The organism is Anabaena sp. 4-3, from assembly GCF_001597745.1.
Lineage (GTDB): Bacteria > Cyanobacteriota > Cyanobacteriia > Cyanobacteriales > Nostocaceae > Trichormus.
On sequence record NZ_LUHJ01000010.1, the window covers coordinates 26509 to 45816 of the forward strand.

General features: G+C 40.6%; 14 protein-coding genes and 1 tRNA gene. 6 read left to right on the plus strand and 9 right to left on the minus strand.

The genetic code is table 11. From position 1 onward, the window contains the following. Positions 1 to 424: 424 nt before the first annotated feature. Genes A3775_RS01480 through A3775_RS01495 form a run of 4 tightly spaced genes read right to left on the minus strand, consistent with a single transcriptional unit; the run spans position 425 to position 3828 of the window. Entirely contained in the window at positions 425 to 889 is a 465-nt protein-coding gene (locus tag A3775_RS01480) for a type II toxin-antitoxin system VapC family toxin (RefSeq protein WP_066381260.1), read from the minus strand. After that, the gene (locus tag A3775_RS01485) at positions 876 to 1112 is read right to left on the minus strand and encodes a hypothetical protein (protein WP_066381258.1); all 237 of its coding nucleotides are present in this window, start codon (positions 1110 to 1112) and stop codon (positions 876 to 878) included. Before A3775_RS01485 ends, A3775_RS01480 begins: the two co-directional genes overlap by 14 nt. A gap of 15 nt (positions 1113 to 1127) precedes the next feature. Then, positions 1128 to 2342 carry a DUF790 family protein gene (locus tag A3775_RS01490; protein WP_066423548.1) on the minus strand — a complete coding sequence of 405 codons (1215 nt, stop codon included), beginning with the start codon at positions 2340 to 2342 and terminating at the stop codon, positions 1128 to 1130. Beyond that, a complete protein-coding gene (locus A3775_RS01495) occupies positions 2272 to 3828 on the minus strand; it encodes a DEAD/DEAH box helicase family protein (RefSeq protein ID WP_066423553.1) in 1557 nt (518 codons plus the stop codon). Before A3775_RS01495 ends, A3775_RS01490 begins: the two co-directional genes overlap by 71 nt. A 93-nt stretch (positions 3829 to 3921) precedes the next feature. Between A3775_RS01495 and A3775_RS01500 the strand changes: the two genes are divergently transcribed. Then, on the plus strand, positions 3922 to 4626 hold the full coding sequence (locus tag A3775_RS01500; RefSeq protein ID WP_066423555.1) for a YqiA/YcfP family alpha/beta fold hydrolase: 705 nt from the start codon (positions 3922 to 3924) through the stop codon (positions 4624 to 4626). Between the two features lie 25 nt (positions 4627 to 4651). Beyond that, positions 4652 to 5797: a histidinol-phosphate transaminase gene (locus A3775_RS01505; RefSeq protein WP_197480074.1), complete on the plus strand. Its 1146-nt coding sequence runs from the start codon at positions 4652 to 4654 to the stop codon at positions 5795 to 5797. Between the two features lie 43 nt (positions 5798 to 5840). Here A3775_RS01505 and A3775_RS01510 read toward each other — a convergent pair whose 3' ends face one another. Together A3775_RS01510 and A3775_RS01515 are read right to left on the minus strand one after the other, a co-directional pair. Continuing rightward, positions 5841 to 6389, minus strand: a complete 549-nt coding sequence (locus tag A3775_RS01510) for a hypothetical protein (RefSeq protein ID WP_066381242.1) — start codon at positions 6387 to 6389, stop codon at positions 5841 to 5843. 1050 nt (positions 6390 to 7439) lie between these two features. Further along, positions 7440 to 8057, minus strand: coding sequence for a GNAT family N-acetyltransferase (locus A3775_RS01515; RefSeq protein WP_066381392.1), 618 nt, complete (start codon positions 8055 to 8057; stop codon positions 7440 to 7442). Positions 8058 to 8971: 914 nt separating this feature from the next. On the opposite strand from A3775_RS01515, the gene A3775_RS01520 reads away from it, so the two are divergent. From A3775_RS01520 to A3775_RS01535, 4 genes are all read left to right on the plus strand, one after another. After that, positions 8972 to 12469, plus strand: coding sequence for a response regulator (locus tag A3775_RS01520; protein WP_066381241.1), 3498 nt, complete (start codon positions 8972 to 8974; stop codon positions 12467 to 12469). A 66-nt stretch (positions 12470 to 12535) separates the two neighbouring features. Next, on the plus strand, positions 12536 to 13834 hold the full coding sequence (locus A3775_RS23985) for a hypothetical protein (protein ID WP_156481549.1): 1299 nt from the start codon (positions 12536 to 12538) through the stop codon (positions 13832 to 13834). 50 nt (positions 13835 to 13884) lie between these two features. Next, a tRNA-Gly gene (locus A3775_RS01530) sits at positions 13885 to 13955 on the plus strand. Positions 13956 to 14129: 174 nt separating this feature from the next. After that, positions 14130 to 14501: a hypothetical protein gene (locus A3775_RS01535; protein ID WP_066381238.1), complete on the plus strand. Its 372-nt coding sequence runs from the start codon at positions 14130 to 14132 to the stop codon at positions 14499 to 14501. Between the two features lie 137 nt (positions 14502 to 14638). On the opposite strand, the gene A3775_RS01540 is transcribed toward A3775_RS01535, so the two are convergent. From A3775_RS01540 to A3775_RS01550, 3 genes are all read right to left on the minus strand, one after another. Next, positions 14639 to 16729, minus strand: coding sequence for a serine/threonine-protein kinase (locus A3775_RS01540; RefSeq protein WP_066381237.1), 2091 nt, complete (start codon positions 16727 to 16729; stop codon positions 14639 to 14641). A gap of 191 nt (positions 16730 to 16920) precedes the next feature. Continuing rightward, positions 16921 to 18684: a PP2C family serine/threonine-protein phosphatase gene (locus tag A3775_RS01545; RefSeq protein WP_066423558.1), complete on the minus strand. Its 1764-nt coding sequence runs from the start codon at positions 18682 to 18684 to the stop codon at positions 16921 to 16923. A 4-nt stretch (positions 18685 to 18688) separates the two neighbouring features. After that, positions 18689 to 19195 carry an FHA domain-containing protein gene (locus A3775_RS01550; RefSeq protein WP_066423560.1) on the minus strand — a complete coding sequence of 169 codons (507 nt, stop codon included), beginning with the start codon at positions 19193 to 19195 and terminating at the stop codon, positions 18689 to 18691. Between the last annotated feature and the right edge of the window lie 113 nt (positions 19196 to 19308).

Here is a 19308-nt window from a genome sequence, read left to right on the forward strand (position 1 = left end):
CATTGCCTTCTCATATCAAGTCTGGTTAATTACTTTTAGCTATCCTCATTTGGGAGTTGCTGGAAGTGGAAGAAACAGAAAGCGAGTAAACTAAGCCTAAGAGAATGTTTGTCAAGTCATATCTTGCACCATTCTCAACAAGCGTAAGGCGATGCACTGCCAACAACCTAAAACTAAGGGTTTGAGCAAGTTGCAAGCAATGCCCACCCTACAAAAATTATCATCAAGGAACAGGTGCAAGATGTGTGTCAAGCTTCACAGTATACGAGAAACCCCTCTCCAAACCTCTCCCCTGGAAATGTAGAGACGTTGCATGCAACGTCTCTACAAATTCCCCCATTCCCTTGTAGGGAAGGGGGGCTAGGGGGGTTAGGTTTTTTAAATTTTAATGTTAGCAATAATACTTGCCTAACATCCTCTAAGGTCAAATCAAATCGTTAGATGCTTGCAACGGCAAAACAGTAATTAACTCAGAAAATCTGGCAAAATCACCTGTATTGTGAGTGAGTAACTGAGGAATACCATAAACTAACATCGTGGCGACAATATTAGCATCATGAACTTGCTTACCACCAATGGAAATTTCCTCCATGAGTGTCAGTAACCTTTCTGTCACCACTAAGCTATCTTCAACTAAGCGAAAATAATTAGCAAAATACCTGACATCTGCCACTAAGGACTCAATAGGAATTCTCCCGGTTAAGTCGCTTTGTCTTGTCATCGCCGCTAAATATTCTCTCAAAGTTTGGCGACTAATACATAATTCAATACCTTGTTCTGCAAGTGATTGAAGTCGTTCTGTTGCTTGTAGATGAAATGGCGATAAGGCTAAATTTGCATAAACCAAAATATTCGTATCAATGAAAACAGTGTTATTAATCGTTTCCATAAAGGTCTTCTCTACGGAAAGTCAGGTTTTCTGAGACTAATCCTACAGGATAAGCGGAAAATTTGAGAGGTGGACGCTTTGGTTTATTCTCTGCTGTCTCAGTTAAAGATTGTTCATCAATGACAATTACTACCTGATGTTCACCCTCAGCAATATCTATTGGTAATTGCGCCGTCATCTTACCATCTTTTGACACTGTGGCGATTGTTTCTATACTTTTCATGTCATTTATCCTAGTTCAATCTATCACTGCTAACACAGACTTTGGTAATAATTTATCTTTAAACCAAACGATTCTCGCGGGGACATTATCTAACTTAACTCCGGCTTTTTCTAAATTCAATCTTTCCGAAATCGCCAAAATTAAATTATCACAACCAGAACGTCGCACCTGAGAAAATTTCTTTTGTAAATATTCTGGTCGCCAATAACCGACTATTTCTAATAAAAATTCGCGTCCATCAGGATGCACTAACCGAAAATCGGGTATCATCACACTCCCTGGAATGGGAATTAAATCTACTTCTCTCTCTAAAATCCATTCTGTTTTTAAGGCATCCCATTTATCAGCGAAGGATGCTTCTAACATACTATCGTAAGGTTTTCCTTTGGAATAGTGCGATACTAAACCACATTCGGAATTAAGGGTAAATCTGCCAGTTTTCCAAGTATTTGTATAGACATCACGAGTTTGTAATGTGGCGGCAAGACTCCATTTGGTAACATGAAGTAAGGCGGGTATGAGTTTGGCGATCGCTAGCCCATAACGTGTGCTAGGATTAAACAAACTCGTCGGCCCATCGACGGTAATTGTAAAGCCGTGGTCAGCATCACCTTCAATATAAGCCATTAATTGAAATAACTTTAAATAGCGAAATAACAGCTTATATTCCCCCGGAACATTGCGATGAGCATTTAACACTAATTGACTGGCTTTATAAAATATTCCCTGCACTTGTGACAAGTTATATCTATTAATTATCTCCACCCCTGTAGGCGTGTCAAAATTAGTTAATATTTTATTTTCAGCTAAGTCAGCATAAAGTCCTTCACGCACTTGTTCAGGTAAAACTTCTCTTTCTAATTCCTGCGTTAATTCATCCGCAAGTTTTACCAATGTGATTTGAGTAGATTCCCGACTAGGTGCAGATTTTGCAGCTAGCGCAAACACTCTTTCTCTTAACATTGGCGGTTCTAGGGGACTAACAACTTCAAAAGTACAGAAATTACTTTTAATAATGTAAGCTAAACCCCGTTTGACTCGATAATCTGTCGCATCACCTTCTAAATCTAAAAGTTGACGTTCAAGTTCTCCCTGAGTTTTCCCTAGTGTTGACTGAAAACAATTAATTAACTCATTGACTAACTCTAAATTCTTATCATCAATCTTCAGTCTTTTGGGAATTATTTCTTCTCCGTTTTGGCGATGACTTAGTAGTTCTGTAGGTAACATTTCCCTGATTATTTTTATCTGGTTGCTTATCGACTTGATAATTAATTTCTAATTGTTCCGCAGCTTTGGCAACTTTTCCTTGTCCGCTACCATAAACCACTTTTAAATTCGGTTTTTTATCTTCTCCCCGTCGCCGTGCAGAAGTGTTTTCTTCGCTGGTGTCTTCTGCTATGACTTCGTAAAGAATCGCTTGTTTATCTTGAATATTTCCCTTCCTTAAAACTCTCCCCAAACGTTGAATATATTCTCTTGTAGAACCAGTCCCAGATAAAATAATAGCGATAGAAGCCGCAGGAACATCTACACCTTCATTCAAGACGTGGGAAGCAACTAAAGTATTATATTCACCTGCCCGAAATTTAGTTAATATTTCGTGGCGTTCTTTGACTGGTGTTTGATGGGTGATTGCGGGGATTAATAAGTCTTGAGAAATTTTATAAACTGTGGTATTATCGGCAGTAAATATTAATATGCGTTCTGGGTAATGTTTGGCGAGTAAACTAGCTAAAATTCGCAATTTACCATCAGTACCAAGAGCAATTTCCTTGGCTTGACGGTGTGCTAACATGGCTCTGCGTCCAAATTGCGATCGCGCACTCATTTGTACAAACATCTGCCAACCTTGGATACTTCCCAAAGAAATCTTTGATTGGCGTAAAAAATCATTGCGAATTTGAATTAACTCGTTGTATTTTTCGCGTTCATGAGGTGACAACTTCACCTTGATTTGCACGATTTCATGTTCAGCTAAAGCCTTACCCGCCAAATCTTCAGCACGTTTACGATAAACTTCTGCACCGATAAGAATATTTAAATCTGCGTGTTTGCCATCTGTGCGTTCTGGAGTCGCTGATAATCCTAAACGATAGGGTGCGATCGCATATTCCGCAATCACCCGGTTAAAATCCGTCGGCAAATGATGACACTCATCAAAAATAATTAAAGCATACTTATTCCCCAAAGTCTCAGCGTGAATCGCCGCACTATCATAAGTTGCCACCAAAATCGGCGACTTATCCCGCGAACCACCCCCCAGCAAACCCACCTCCGCATCAGGAAACGCCGAGACTAAATGAGCGTACCACTGGTGCATTAAATCCAACGTCGGCACCACAATTAAAGTCGTGCGTGGTGTTGCTTGCATCGCCATCTGCGCCAAATAAGTCTTACCCGCCGCCGTTGGTAACACTACCACCCCTTGTCTTCCCGCCAGCTTCCAAGCGGCTAACGCCTCAGTTTGATGCGCGTAGGGTTGCATTTCCAAACTCGCCACCAAATCAACCGGGAAAAATTCCTTCGCCTCATCAACAAAATCCACATCTTCCGCTTGTAAAGCTTCCACTACAGCCCGGTATCTCATCGCCGGAATCCGGAATTTTTCTACTCGATCATCCCATGTAGCGTAATCCATCCAAGCCTTACCGCGTGGTGGTGGATGTAAAATTAATGTGCCGCGATCAAAAGTTAATCTAGGAGTACGAACCATTACAAGGATTGGGGATTGGGGATTGGGGACTGGGAAAAAGAGTTATATTTCTAGCCTAGCCGTAATATTTTTATCTATATAAATCATCACACAATGCCTATACATTACATTTACCTGCATGGCTTTGCTTCTAGTCCTAAGTCTGCTAAAGCCCAAGACATAAGCGATCGCTTTACTAAAATTAACATCCCAATCACCATTCCCGATCTCAATGCTGGTGACTTTTCCCAGTTGACAATTACTCGTCAAATTCAGCAGGTAGCAGCAGCATTCCCTGACGATTCTACACCAGTCACCCTGATTGGTTCTAGCTTGGGTGGGTTGACTGCGGCACATTTAGGACAGCAATATCAACAAGTAGAACGCTTAATCTTATTAGCTCCAGCCTTTGGTTTTTTGTCTCATTGGTTGCCTAAGTTGGGAAATGAAGCTGTACAACGTTGGCAACAAGAACAGTATTACATGGTTCATCACTATGGAGTCGGGCGATCGCTGCCTTTAAGTTACAATTTCGTCACCGATGCAACTAAATACTCAGAAGACTTATTACAACGTCCCATACCCACCTTAATCTTGCATGGTAAACAAGATGAAGTCATCCCCATGATCGCCAGTCGGGATTTTCAGCGATCGCGTCCTTGGGTAAATTTAATTGAACTTGACAGTGATCACGCCCTAAGTAATGTTACCCAAGAAATTTGGCAAGCAATTCACCATTTCTGTCAGTTACCCGAAAGCGGTACAATAATAAACCCTCACCTTTTCCCAGGAAACACGCAAAAAAAAGCTAATGACTAATGACTAATAACTAATAACTAAACCTATGCTTCCTTATATACGTTCAGATTTAGCCAAACTCAACGCTTACAAACCTCACCCTAGCAGCGATACAGACGCAGCAGTTCCAGCGCAGTTAGACCGCTTAGACACTAATGAAAGTCCTGACGATTTACCATCAGAGTTAAAACAAAAGCTAGCTTGGACTTATCAACAAGTCATCGAAACCAATCGTTACCCTGATGGTGGACATGAGTCATTAAAAAATGCGATCGCCGAATATGTCAATGAGTCGGCTGGTGTTTCATCCCTAGTGAGTGCTGACAATATCTCTGTCGGTAACGGTTCTGATGAACTGATTCGTTCTATATTAATAGCTACCTGTTTACAAGGGGAAGGCTCAATTTTGGTAGCTAATCCCACTTTTTCCATGTATGGGATTTTGGCGCAAACTTTAGGCATTCCGGTAGTTACAGTTTCCAGAAATCCCGATAATTTTGAAATTAACTTAACCGAGGCTCAGTCTGCCATAGCACAAACTCAAAATCCTCCGATTCGGGTGGTGTTCGTTGTGCATCCTAATTCCCCCACAGCTAACCCTTTAACTTCTGATGAGTTGACTTGGTTAAGCAGTCTCAGTCAAGAGATTTTGGTAGTCATTGACGAAGCTTACTTTGAATTTAGTCAAAACACCTTAGTTAGTGAATTAGCACAACGTCCCAATTGGGTGATTCTACGCACCTTTTCTAAAGCGTTTCGGTTAGCCGCTATGCGGGTTGGGTATTGTGTAGCTCATCCTCAAGCGATCGCTATTTTAGAAAAAGTCCGCCTACCCTATAATCTACCTAGTTTCTCCATCGCCTCCGCATTAGTAGCTTTACAAAATCGTCAACTGTTGCTCAATTCCATTCCCGAAACCTTAAAGGAACGCAGCAAACTGATTACAGCGTTATCCCAGCACCCAGGATTACAAGTTGCTGAAAGTTCGGCTAACTTTATTTTCCTGCGTCTCAAAGCTAATGATTCTGACTCACCAGACAATACTTTAACAAATCTGCATCAACAACTCAAAAGCCAAGGCACTCTTGTACGAAAAATTAGCGGCGGATTAAGAATTACTATTGGTACACCTGAAGAAAATCTACGCACGCTCAACCGCATACAAGCAGAGTTAACAACACTTACCAGTTAGACTCAAAACCCTATTCCCTATTGCCTGTTTTCACGCCTGAATTTCACCATCTACTATCTACATTGCTACCCCAACGGCGCACTATCCCCACCGTTTGGGGTAGCACCCCCACCAACAAAGCAAAGGCAACATCCGGTATATTAGCCAGCATTTCTGGGGGAAAATATTGATCAAATTGATCCAAAATCTTCTGTACCCGTTGCTGAGGAATGGGATTTTCTGTAATTTGTTTAATTAATCTAATCCATTGCCGCCTGATTAAGTAAGCTTTTTGGCGTTCTTCATAAGTTTCAGGTGTGAGTAAAGACAGATTTCCTATAGGAATTACCCATTCACAATCACAATCATAGTCTCCACCAACTGATGCTCCAGGCCCAGCAAATTCTGCATGATAGCGTTTGAAAAGTATTAAACCATTCCGCCTACGACTATTAACCGTAAAAACTCTTCCACTATGCAATAGTGCCAAAAAGTCCGAGCCATAAGATTGCTCAGTCCCATCTGGTACGACAAATCTGTTAACGCAATTTGTGTCAGAAAAATAAGTAGATACCATAGTTAATTGATAGCGGCGGAGTTTTTCGCTATCCATGTTTGCTCAAATTTGGAAATAATTTTAGTAGATTTGCTAATCTCAGGTTCACAATTGCTATGACACCCACGGCAGTTTTTGACTTTTCTTAGTAACAATAATTTTTAGGAAAGTTTAACTAAGAGACAAATCAGCAACCGTGAGTGCAGCATCGAATAATCACATTCTATGTGATTTAACTGGATTTGTCTGCAAATTAGGTTCAAATTTTATTAAAGTTTCTATAAAGATGAATCTCGTTAATGCTAACTAACTATGAGTTAATTTCTTTTAAAAGTAAATTTACTGATGTCAGCTTTCCAGGTTAGCTGTTATGGTTTGAAACTATTCAGCAAAATAATATTATAGCTTTTTTACATATCAAGGCTAAATGAATCTAATATCTTTCCATAAACTTTTTTAAGTCGCATCAAAATTATTTGCCAAGAATTGGGGATCAAACCCTCAACAATAGGAAAATTTCCCCAACTCTAAAGCCTATTCAGGTGAGGTGACAGTGCTAGCTGTTGTTGTCAGTTCATCAAGTAGAAGAAAACTATATGCAGCAATTTGCTGTAGGATTAAGCAGATTCTTCACAGGGTTTGAGGCATTAGACAGGAGGGAGAAGAATATTTTGGATTATGAATTCTCTATGTTCTTATTAAGCTACTAGCTGCTGTACATATTGCATACTGTCAGCATTACCCATCTGATTTAGCTAAATTATTAAAATAATATGTAGATTTTTCTAGAAAAACTGTTTAAGTAATTTCTCGGATGAGGATAAACAGGACTTACGCCACTGGCAGATTAGTAGGGTATGTCAGCCATCAAGAATCAGTTTATTGACAGCATTTAACCAGTCTGACGCACCCTATGAGACATAATATTTAATTTGACTTAAAAACTGCATAAGTAATTTCTCGGATGAGGATAAAGGGGCATATTTTTATGTAGCTTTGATAGTTTCCATAAATAATCTCTATCTTGCCAATTTTCCTTGACAAGACCCAGTTAGCTGGTTGAGTATAGCGATCGCTCAAACTGAATTTACAGTTTGTTAAAAAACTTTAAAAAATTCCATCTTGAGTTAGATGTTTATGTAATAAAATCTGCCGAGACTGTTTCAGCCAAAACAGATTCCAATTAGATTCGACTTGGTGTACCTGATAACCCAGCTTGAAATATAGCTGCCGTGCTTGATAATTATTTTCTAAAACGTGAAGATATAAGTCATGGAACCCCCAATTTTGCGAGACTTGTTCACAGCTAACAAGTAATCTTGAGGCTATGCCATGCCGACGGTATTGGGGGTGAACTGCTAAATTCGAGAGATAGATAAAATTTTTGCCAATTTGTTTCCAGGAATCATGGAAACGCACACCTATTTCTACAGTACCCACTAATTGTGGAGTACCATTGGCAGTGGTGTTGATAGCAACCAAACACAGGTGATGAGGTGCTGAAGACGATAAACGATATTTTATATCTTCGTAAATACCCAAACGTAGCAGAGGAAAAGCCCACCCCCACAAACCATGATGGGAATGAAAGCTTTCGGTAATAATTTCCGCAATAGCAGTTAAATCAGCAGCTGTAGCAGTACGAACTTGGAGTTGGTAGCCACTCGACTCAGAAGCAGCTGTGACTTGTTGATGGTGGGATGGGTCAGAAAACCAGTTTGTCAAGGTTAGTTTAAGATTAAAATTTTTCAAGGAAAATCTGCTCAATTATCCTAAAATAAATCTAAAAACTATGGGAGAATCACAATTAGATTCAATAATTTAACTCATGAAGACCGTAGTAACTGAGGCAATTGCTGACTTAGGATAGCTAAGATTGAGAACTGCACAGGTTACAAGCCTCAGCCTCAAAGCTGGAAGATGATGTTCATTTTTTCATTATAAGATCGCCTGATGACCACAATAAAACACAATCAGACCACAGAACTAAATATCTGGCTCTAATATCTAAAAAAATGCCTGTTTTCAGAAAAGCAGACTATACACGCCGAATCTCGTCAGTAATTATACGGATTAAAATAAAAAAAAACATCTATCCTTAATATCCCTAGTGTTGGCTTTGATTCAGCCGGATGCTAACATTATTGGTCTGAATAATATTTTTGAGCGTTAACCAGGCAAAAGATATTGGTCTAACAATATACCAAGCTTGAAAATTAATGTTGATGAAACGGCCGAGTATACCATGACTTGTATAAAGAAAATTTACGGAAAAGTGTTAGTACAACAGCAACAACGGGAAAACTTAGTATGCAGCCTCATCTAGTATTGAGAACTAGGGGCGATCGCTGCATGATGGGATTAAACAATTATGGGCGGAGGTGAAACTAGATTTGGTAAGTATCAAATCAATCAGAGAAAGACGAAAAATCAAACCAATTGCACTGCACTCAGGCAAATAGCAGTCCTGACAAGCCAGGGTTTTATAAATTACTGTCAATAAATGCTCCTCCACTCAGCCGTTTTGTAGCCATATAGCCTTATGGGTGGCAACAAATCTGTTTCCCAATCACACAGCAACATTCCTATCTGATCAGATTAACCTTTATCCCACTGCCGTTACAGCAGGAAAGCGGTGCATGAAATCCCAAGTAAACAGTAAGCCGAAAATTTTGGTTGTTGATGATGAACCCGACAACCTTGACTTGCTTTACCGCACCTTCTATCGCGACTATAAAGTGCTGAGGGCAACATCAGGCCCTGCGGCTTTAGACTTGCTGGCGCAAGAGGGAGAGGTTGCAGTCATTATCTCTGATCAGCGAATGCCGATCATGAGTGGTACGGAATTTTTAAGCCTGACAGCGACGCAATACCCAGATATAATTCGGATTATCTTAACAGGCTACACTGATGTCGAAGACTTAGTAGATGCCATCAATGCGGGTAAGGTATTCAAATATGTTACCAAACCTTGGGAAGCGGAAGAACTGAAAGCCGTAGTTCGTCAAGCCCTGGATACTCACAACGTCCTGAAAGCGCGGACTCGTGAACTCACCCGTACACTGCGTCAAGAGTCGCTGCTGAACACAGTCACAAATAAAATTCGCAGTGCTTTAGACTATCGGCAAATTTTACAAGCCATTGTAGATACAGTTGGTCACATGTTGGAGGTGGATGTTTGTTTATTACGTCCCTTCCAAGATGAGCAATTGGTAGACGAAGAATTTATTTACCAGAAACCTGCTCAAGCACAAACACAGGAGTATATCTCCCACCAGGAAGCAGACAAGCAATTAAATGATTTCTCAGGGCAAACACTTCTGGGTGATACAGTCTGGGAAACCCGCGAGGTGCAAATCATTTATGATGTAGTCGGTGATCAGCGCATTCATGGGGATACTGCCGAACTCCAAAAACGAGCCTCTGCTTTTGCCTCGGCTGACATCTGCTCTAGTTTAGTAGTACCTCTGATTTGGCAACAAAAATTGATGGCTGTGTTAGCACTGCATCAATGTCACCAAACGCGAGTTTGGGAACAAGATGAGGTGCAATTAGTGTTGATGGTAGCAGATCAAGCTGCCCTAGCCCTGTCACAAGCCTACGCCTACGAGCAAGTCCGGGCGTTAGCCAAACGAGAAGCTTTAATTAATACAATTACCACAGCGATTCGTTCCAGTCTCAATCCCCAAGATATCTTTGCAGCCATTACTCAACAACTCGGACAAGCTTTACAAGTTGATGGCTGTGTTTTGTCTTTATGGACAGAGGAAGATGAGTATGTCCAATGTGTGGGCTTGTATGATAGTTCTCAAAATTTAGATAATTCTCACGCGGTAATCACAGATCAAGACTTAACAGCATTACCGGCATCTCAAGTACCGATTCAGGAAAATCCGATTCTGCAAGAAATATTACAGACATGCAAGCCTGTGGTAATTGCTGATGTCAGCCATTCAGGCTTAGACATCCAAGGATTTGATTTACCCTGGCAAACCCCAGCGCGATCGCTCATGGTTGTTCCCTTAGTCGCCGATGGCAAATGTATCGGCAGTATCACCTTATGGGAAGGTAGTAAAACGAGAAAGTGGCTAGCATCTGAGATTGAGTTAACAACAGCCGTAGCCGCACAAGCCGCGATCGCAGTACAGCAGTCACGTTTATACCACAAAACCCGCGAGCAAGCCGAGCGACTATTACAACTAGATCAACAAAAAACCGAATTCTTTCAAAATATTTCCCATGAATTCCGCACCCCCATCACCTTAATTCAAGGGCCATTAGAATCAGCCGTGAGTACAGGGGAAGGATTATCTTATCAGCAAAGTGCGATCGCCCTGCGTAACTCTCGCCGTCTCCTCAGACTCGTCAACCAACTACTGGATCTGCAACGCCTCGACGCTGGTAGAATGCAACCCTGTTTCCGTCCCTGTGATCTAGTCGAATTTGTCAGTCAAATAGTTGAGTCATTTCGTCCCTACTGTGAGAAAAAAGCACTTAACCTGGTGACAGAATTCAGTGAATGCCCCAAAGTTTATTTAGACATGGAAAAATTTGACAAAGTGGTTTACAACCTATTGTCAAACGCCATGAAATTTACACCTGAAAGTGGTACAATCCGCGTCAAACTGCACCCAGAAAAAAACCATTGCATCTTACAAGTACAAGATACAGGCATTGGCATTGCTCAAGAGCAGATTCCTTACTTATTCGATAGATTCCGTCAAGCCGAAGGCTCAGAAAATCGCTCCTACGAAGGCAGTGGTTTAGGTTTAGCTTTAGTCAAAGAATTAGTAGAACTACACGGTGGTAAAGTCACCGTCGAATCCGTCTACCGTCAAGGCACCACTTTTAAGTTATCGCTGGCTGTTGGTACGACACATTTACCCCCACAGCAAGTATCAGAAACTTTGGTAGAACTCCATACCAACCGCGCTCATGTCGAATTGGCAGATTTAGAACTCGTAGAATCAACCATAGAACATACAGACAGGATTAATTTAATACCTACTGTAACTCAGGCAGAAGCAACAGAAAACTCTACAAACCACTGTAGCCAGTACACAATTTTGGTTGTAGATGACAACCCAGATTTGCGAAACTATGTATCTGATATTCTGCGTCGCCATGGCTATCAAGTGCAGACAGCGCGGAACGGTTATGAAGGGTTTGGGAAAGCACAAGCAATTACCCCTAACTTGATTGTCACTGACTTGATGATGCCGATGGTGACAGGATTAGAGATGATGCAGATGATCCGCAATGAGGAACATCTCAAAGGTACACCAATCATCTTACTCACAGCTAAAGTCGATGAAGAAACCCGCATCGAAGGTACAGAAAACGGAGCAGATGCTTATTTAGCTAAACCATTTAATGATCGGGAACTTCTAGCAGAGGTTCGCAATCTTCTAGCCTTGAAGGAAAACGAAAGGCGAGTATTGGAACTCAACACTTACTTAACAGAATCAGTTCTCAAGCGATTTTTGCCGCCAGCATTGGTGACAAAAGCGGCTGAGGGTGCTTTAACCTTGGATTTGCGCCCAGAACCACGCTTAATTACAGTTTTATTTAGTGACATTGTGGGTTTTACACAATTAGCTAATACCCTCAGATCCCGACGAGTCGCCGAATTGCTGAATGAATATTTAGAATCTATGACAAAAGCCGTATTTGACAATGGCGGCACCGTAGATAAATTTATGGGAGACGCTATTTTAGCTTTATACGGCGCACCAGAAGAACTCACACCCAATGAACAGGTGCGTCGAGCCGTGAATACAGCTAGAGCCATGCAGCGTTCTTTAGCTCAGTTAAACCAGCGATGGCAAGAGCAAGGTATATTTAATGCGGATAACAGTAATGGGGTGCAATTCCGGTGCGGTATCCACCAAGGTACGGCTGTGGTAGGAATGTTTGGCAGTGCTGAACGAGCCGATTATACTGCGATCGGCCCTAGTGTGAATATTGCAGCCAGATTACAAGCTGCTGCTGTTCCCGGTACTATTTTGGTTTCTGCGGCTGTCGCTGATTATTTACAGGATGAAGAAATCACTAAAGGTAGTCCACTCCAACTTAAGGGAATTGATGAAACAGTTTTGACCTTTGCAGTGTCATCAGAAGTGATAATAAAACGATAATACGAAAAGCCAGGATGCTGGTATGAGTAATTATTTTGAGTTGAAATTTTAAATTTTGAATTACTTATGACAACATCGGTGGCGGATAAAACTCCCATGTTATCTGATGTTCGACGGCAACATCATGATCCTCCTGGTTTGTGGATTGCTGTAGCTATAGGTTCAGTTTCTCTACATTTGCTGGTATTTTGGTTCATGCGATCGTCTAATGTGTTTACGCCTTGGTTTCCACAACAAAGCCAAGCCACTGTTCCCATTGAGTTAATAGACATTTCGCCTCAAGCATCAACCACCAAACCCCCAGCACCAGCAACTACACCAGCAGCACCACCACCCACATCTACAACTGAAGATGAGCAAAGTTTAAATATTGGTGATACTGTTGAGCCAGACAACAGTAGCGATACGTCTCAACCGAATACACAAATATTTGCTCAAGAAACATCTCCCCCAGCAGAAATCATCGCCACACCCACCCCAGAACCTACACCAACACCAACACCAGAACCAGAAACCACCGCCACACCCACCCCAGAACCTACACCAACACCAGAACCAGAAACCACCGCTACACCTACCCCAGAACCTACACCAACACCAACACCGACAAATCCATCAAGTGAACTTCCTTGGAATCGTCGTCAAGATATCGAACTGGGTAAGGGAACGCTATTACCATCAGAGATTCCATCTGTTACACCAGAACAAATCACCGAGTCAGAAGCAGTAGAAGAGAAAACACCACGCACTTTCAACGAAGAAACCGCAAATAGTTCTAATCCAGATACTTCAGCTAGTAATTCCACTGATGATTCTGATGCTGCTGGAGAGACTGACAATAGTTCTAGTGTAGATACTCCATCTACTCCCAATGAAGAAACGGCTAGTAATTCAACGGATAACAGTTCATTTAATCCTGAAACTCCGAATACTTCTGTGGCGGAAAATTCACCTACTTCCACAGTCGGCGCATCTATAGCAACCGTAGCTCCGATCGCGGAAACTGAAATACGCCAACTTATACAGCAGGGAAAAATCGGAGACAAAGACCTTCCTGATGTTTTTGCTGTATACCAGGGTAGCCGTACTAAAACTATAGACCCTAGTTATCTCCCTAGCAATGCTACACTTGAGCCAGCAAGGTTATTAGCTAGTTTAGTAGTTGATCAAAATGGTAACTTGCAACAAGCCGTAGTTTTAGAAATTCCAGCCAACTTACAAACTCAAACCGGCTTATACGAACAACTGATCAGCGAACTGTTTAAAAACGAAACCTGTAGCCCAGCACAAAATCGGGATGGTAGACCCATAGATTTGAGCAATTGTTATGTCTGGATCGAAATACAATCAGCAAATGCTAATTAGATACTTGAATTTCTGATAAAACTGTGCTACAGTAACATAGTTATGAATTTGCGGGCGTAGTTTAGTGGTAAAACTATAGCCTTCCAAGCTATTAATGCGGGTTCGATTCCCGCCGCCCGCTTAGTTAGTAAAAGCCTTGTGAGTTAAGGCTTACAAGTTTTGATAGGTAGAAAGCAATAAACTCTCTGAAACTTTCTGTTGTGCTTAACTGAACCCAAGAATAAAATTAAATTTTTCCTGATATGGTATTCACCGAAATACCTGCAAGTGCGATTCGTTCTGGAGAAAGAGGAAAATGAAGAAGTTCACTTGTTTCATCATTGTCGGGGCGGTATTGTCGATTAGTGCGCCGGCTTTTGCTGAAAGTCGTGCGGTTAATATCAGTATTGGTAGTATTGGTGGTTCTTTAGATAATGCGGCTTTGCGAACGATTCGCCAGGTTATCGGGTTTGCGATCGCCACTAGCACCGTCGATACATTTATTGTATATAGTCCTAGGGTTGGTTCTCCTATTCCCATCGAAGGAGGTTTATCTGCTTGTGCTGAAGCTGGTTACGGTATAAATAATACAAAATTTAATGCTTTTATCCAGCAGTTGCGTTCAATTAAACCCAAGCCAGGAACTTTCTATAATGTAGAACTTACCGCAAGCTGCAAACAGAGATGAGAATGTCATAGGCTGTTGGGTGTAAAGTGGCTGTGTCGAACAAATCTACTAAAGACAGTTCAAGATGTACACAATTAAGAACATAGGGATGAGCGATCGCGCTGTACAAGTTGCGTAATTCCTGATATTCTGGGAATCTAAATATTCAGCCCTATCAATTGGAAAGCTTGTAATATTTCTCCTGCTAATAAAGATTTTTGCTGCTGTTGGTAGAGTTCTACCGCTTTGCGATAAGTTGATACTAATTCCCGGCAATTTTCTACTTGATTGTCTTTATCTCTAATGTTAAGTAATACCCAACCTAAGTTATGATATGCCTCTGCATAACTGGGATTTTGCTGAATTGCTCTTTCTAAATAAAAACGTGCTTTTGTCCATTCCCCTAATTTTCCATATAAAGTCCCTAACCGGAATAACACAACTGGATGGTTAGTAAATCTTTGAGTATAGTATTCATAAACTTGAATAGCCTCTTGAATATTCTGTAAATGTTCTTGAGTAATTCCTAAATTAATTAACACCCATTCAGATAATTGTGATTTACAACTAGCTTGCTCAAAATAGGTAAGAGCATCATGCCATAATCCTTGTATAGCTTTTTTCCATCCTTGGAAACCCCAACCAAAAGCATGATCAGGTAATTGAGTAATCAACTCTTGTACACGGATTTCTACATCGCTAGCTTGTTTGGTAACAACTGCTTTATCTAACGCCACAATCAGATATGGATATATCCATTGTTGTAATCTTTTAGATTCTTGAGATGGCGTTGATTTTAACTTAAAAACTGCTTGTGTAGCTGCACGTATGGCTGGTTTCCATTGCTGTTTATTTACAGCTATCCATGCTTGTAAACCTAAAGCAAATGGGCAATTATTATCTAATGCAAGTGCTTTATTTACAACTTTCTCAGCCTGTTCCCAATTACCAGACTTGCCCAGCGACCATGCTAAATTAGCCTGTATCCAGACTTCTTCGGGAGCTAGGTTAACTGCTTTTTGCAAATTACTAACGGCTTCTGACCAATTTGATTTTCGACAATTGACTATTCCTAAAACTCCATACCCTCTACCATCATTTGGTTGTAGTTGTATTGCTTTCTTTGCAGCAATTTCTGCTTTGGTTGCATCAAGATGTATCTGCACTAATGCCAATTCAACGGCAGCTTCACCATGATTTGGTTCACTCTGTAAATACGTTTCTAATGCTGTAACTGCTTCTGCTAATTTACCATTTTTGACTAATTCCCTGGCTCTTTTATGTTGGGGAGAAATAAATTTACCATTTAAAGCCTCAATTAATTCGTCGGCTGTTTGAAAACGGTTTTCTACCCTAAATTGCATTCCTGTGAGAATCACTTTTTCCATTAACGGACTCAAGTTAGGGCAGTATTTTCGAGGTGGTGTGAGTGTAGTTGAACTGGCTCTGTCTGTTGCGGATACTGGTAATTGCCCAGTTAAGATTTCATACATTGATGCACATAAAGCATAGAAATCTGTTGCAGGCCAACGCTGACTGCTATAGCTATATTGTTCTAGCGGCGCATAACCGGGTGTGAGGATAACAGTCATGTCACGGGTTTGTCCGGCAATAAATTCTTTTGTAGTCCCAAAATCAATTAATACTGCTCTATCTTGGTGATCAATGAGAATGTTATCTGGTTTAATATCTCTGTGTAATAAATTATTGGCATGAACTACTTGTAATGCTTCTGCTATTTGGATGAAGTACCTTTTAACTCTGTCTTCTGGTAATTTTCCTTCATCTTTTAATATTTGATATAATGAGTTGCCGGGAATAAACTCCATCACCATATAGGCTGTATTATTTTCTGCAAACCAGTCATAAACTTTGACGATGTTTCTGTGAACACACTTTGATAAATAATCAGCTTCTATTTGAAATTTCTGTATTTGTTTTTGTCTCTCAGTTGGTGTGATGGAATGAGGCCAATATACTGTATTGCCTTGTCTTGCTGCTTTTTCTGGCCATAGTTCTTTGATGGCAACTTTAGCGGAATTCTGTAATTCAACTCCTTGATAGGTGATGCCAAATCCACCTTCACCTAAGAGTTTTTCTATGCAATATTTTCCTTGTTTGAGTAAAGTTCCACTAGGTAAATGATAGGTAGATACGCTGGAATTAGCCCCTAGAGGAGAACCACAGGCAATACAATTAGTTGCATTGTCATCATTTTCTGTGAGGCAAGTGGGACATTGAATAGTCATGTAATATCAATTTAAAATTCAAAATTCAAAATTCAAAATTCAAAATTCATTGATTTTCACGAAAATATTTAGATAATTAGGGTGTGTTAGCCGAAAGTACAGCACCATGATTCAGGATTTAATGCCATACTCTCAGCTAAAGCATCCTACAAATATCTGTGAATAATTCAATTTAAATTGTAGGAAAATATTTAGTTATATTGAGATATGCGACATTTCAACGCTACAAGGGTAGCGTTATCAGATGCACCCCGTTTAATTACCTGTTCAATGATTTGGTCTACAGCTAATTGTAAATCTGGCTGATGTTGAAAAATCTCCGCGAGTTCAGCTTTAGGAACTAAATCCCAAACTCCGTCAGAACACAGTAGTAATATATCTTCGTTGTTGAGATTAATTGATAATTCTGGCTGTGTGCGTCTTAAATCTTGAATATAGCCATCACTTAATCTAGATTTTGAACCGAGAAATTTTGTTAGTACGTTTCTGTCTGGATGTTCTGCGCTTTCTGCTTCTGTAATTTGACCACTAGCGACTAACATGGCTATGAGTGAATGGTCTTCGCTTAATTGGTTTATTTCGCCTTGGCGTAGGAGATATATCCGGCTATCGCCTACGTGAGCTATCATTAATTGTTGAGCGATCGCTAAAATTAAACTGAGTGTAGTTCCCCCATCTTTAACATGATTCGCTACCGACTCATTCGCTTTCTGAAATAATCCAATTAACCATTCATGGCGTTGATTAATGGTTTTGAAATCTGCGGGAATCGGCTCTTCTAACGCTATCTTCACAGCTAATTTACTCGCTAACTCTCCCTGAGACATTCCACCCATCCCATCAGCTACAACCGCTAATAGCATGGTTTCTAAATCACTTAACTGCTGCTGTCTAATTCCATAATTATCTTCATTATGCAGACGATTGGTTGAGAGTCCTACTGTTGAACGGTTGGCTATGTTCCACTGAATTTTAGGCGTACTAATTTCTTGACGAGTTTCCACTAATATGCTCAAGAGTTGAGATAAGGGAAATCTGGCTTCTGGAATTACAGACAGACAAATTTTTAGCAGTTGATAAACTTTAGGAATGGGACTAATTTTTACCTCCACAATTTGTTCTGATGACGGAGGTTGTTGGTGAATGCAGTGATAGAGTAGTGCGCCTACTGTATAACTACTCATTGATTCATGAATAGGATTCTTACCATAAGCTAGTTCGGGGGCGCAATAATCACCCAATAAACCAGAAGTTAGTATTTCGCCGCTAGGGTATGCACTAGACAAGTCAAAAAACTGGATAGGTGTCCCCAATTGAATTAACTGGGGAATAATGGCAACAAAACACCAGTTTCTTTGATAGACATACCGCAAAAATTGACAAACTTGACCAGTGATAAATAAAGATTCTTCTAGAGATTGACCTGTTTTTAACCAAGTGTCTAATGTTTTTGCTTCATCTGGAAGGTAGCTGAGTAAGATGAGTTTGCTAGTAGTGGCTGATGAGATGATTTCCTGTTCTGGATAATATTCTTCTTCTAAATAATTGGCATTATCTGTTGGCAGATTTTCAGTATTCACATCTAAAACTGCATCTTCTTCTGTCTCGTGGTTTTGCTGTTCTTCTGGCTGTAAGTTTGGTGAGTGAGGATTGATAATTACTGCCTCTGATGTGGTGTAAGCTAGGAGTTCGGCCATCATTTTATAATCGCCTAGTGTTTCTCTTAGCTGTAATTCTCGGCTGAGTCTACCTGTAATTGCGCCTACACGCAATAAACCTAAATGGTTGGATTCTGTATCAGCACTAATTGGGGAAATATTAACTTTAAAGTAGTAGATATCGGCTGTATATTGACCGAGGTAGGAGAGAACTTTTACTTGATAGTTTGCTATAGGAAAGCTGCTATTTTCCTGAATTACTAAAGTATTGGTGGTTTCGGTGGATTGTGAAGTCATAATTTTAAGCACTTTGGAAGAGAAAGCGAACTTTGCCAAAAGCAATTTCATCACCATGATTTAAGGTTTCTGGGATGGTGATTCTAGCTCCAAAGCGAGTTTGACCTAAAGGTTTGATGAAAACGCCATTTGTTGAACCTAAATCTTTAACTTTCCATATTCCTTGTTCTTGATAAATTTCTGCGTGGTTGCGTGATACTGTTTCACCTCCAAAAAATGCTTCTAAGTCAACATCAACTGGCCCCATATCTGGGTCGAATACCCCCACAATGGCATTACTTTCTATGATAAATTCTGGTACTGGTGAACCGGATTGTTTGGCAGTTAGTCTAGCGGTTGTGCTGGTTGGAATTGGGGCGGGAGTTGGTGGTATTTCTGGTTGGATAATGGTAGGTGCGGGTGTTATGGGAGTGGTTGGTGCTGTTAATGTTTGTAGTTCTGAACCACAAGCACCGCAGAATTCTGCATTGTCTGGGTTTTGGTCGTAGCCGCAGGTTGAACAGGTATTCATTTTTTAAGTCCTGAGTTTGGAGGTGAGATTTTGACGTTGCTAGTTAGTCTCTTGTAGGGTGCGTCAGTAGAGATAATCTGGTAAATATGACCGAATTTCCCACATCTGACTCA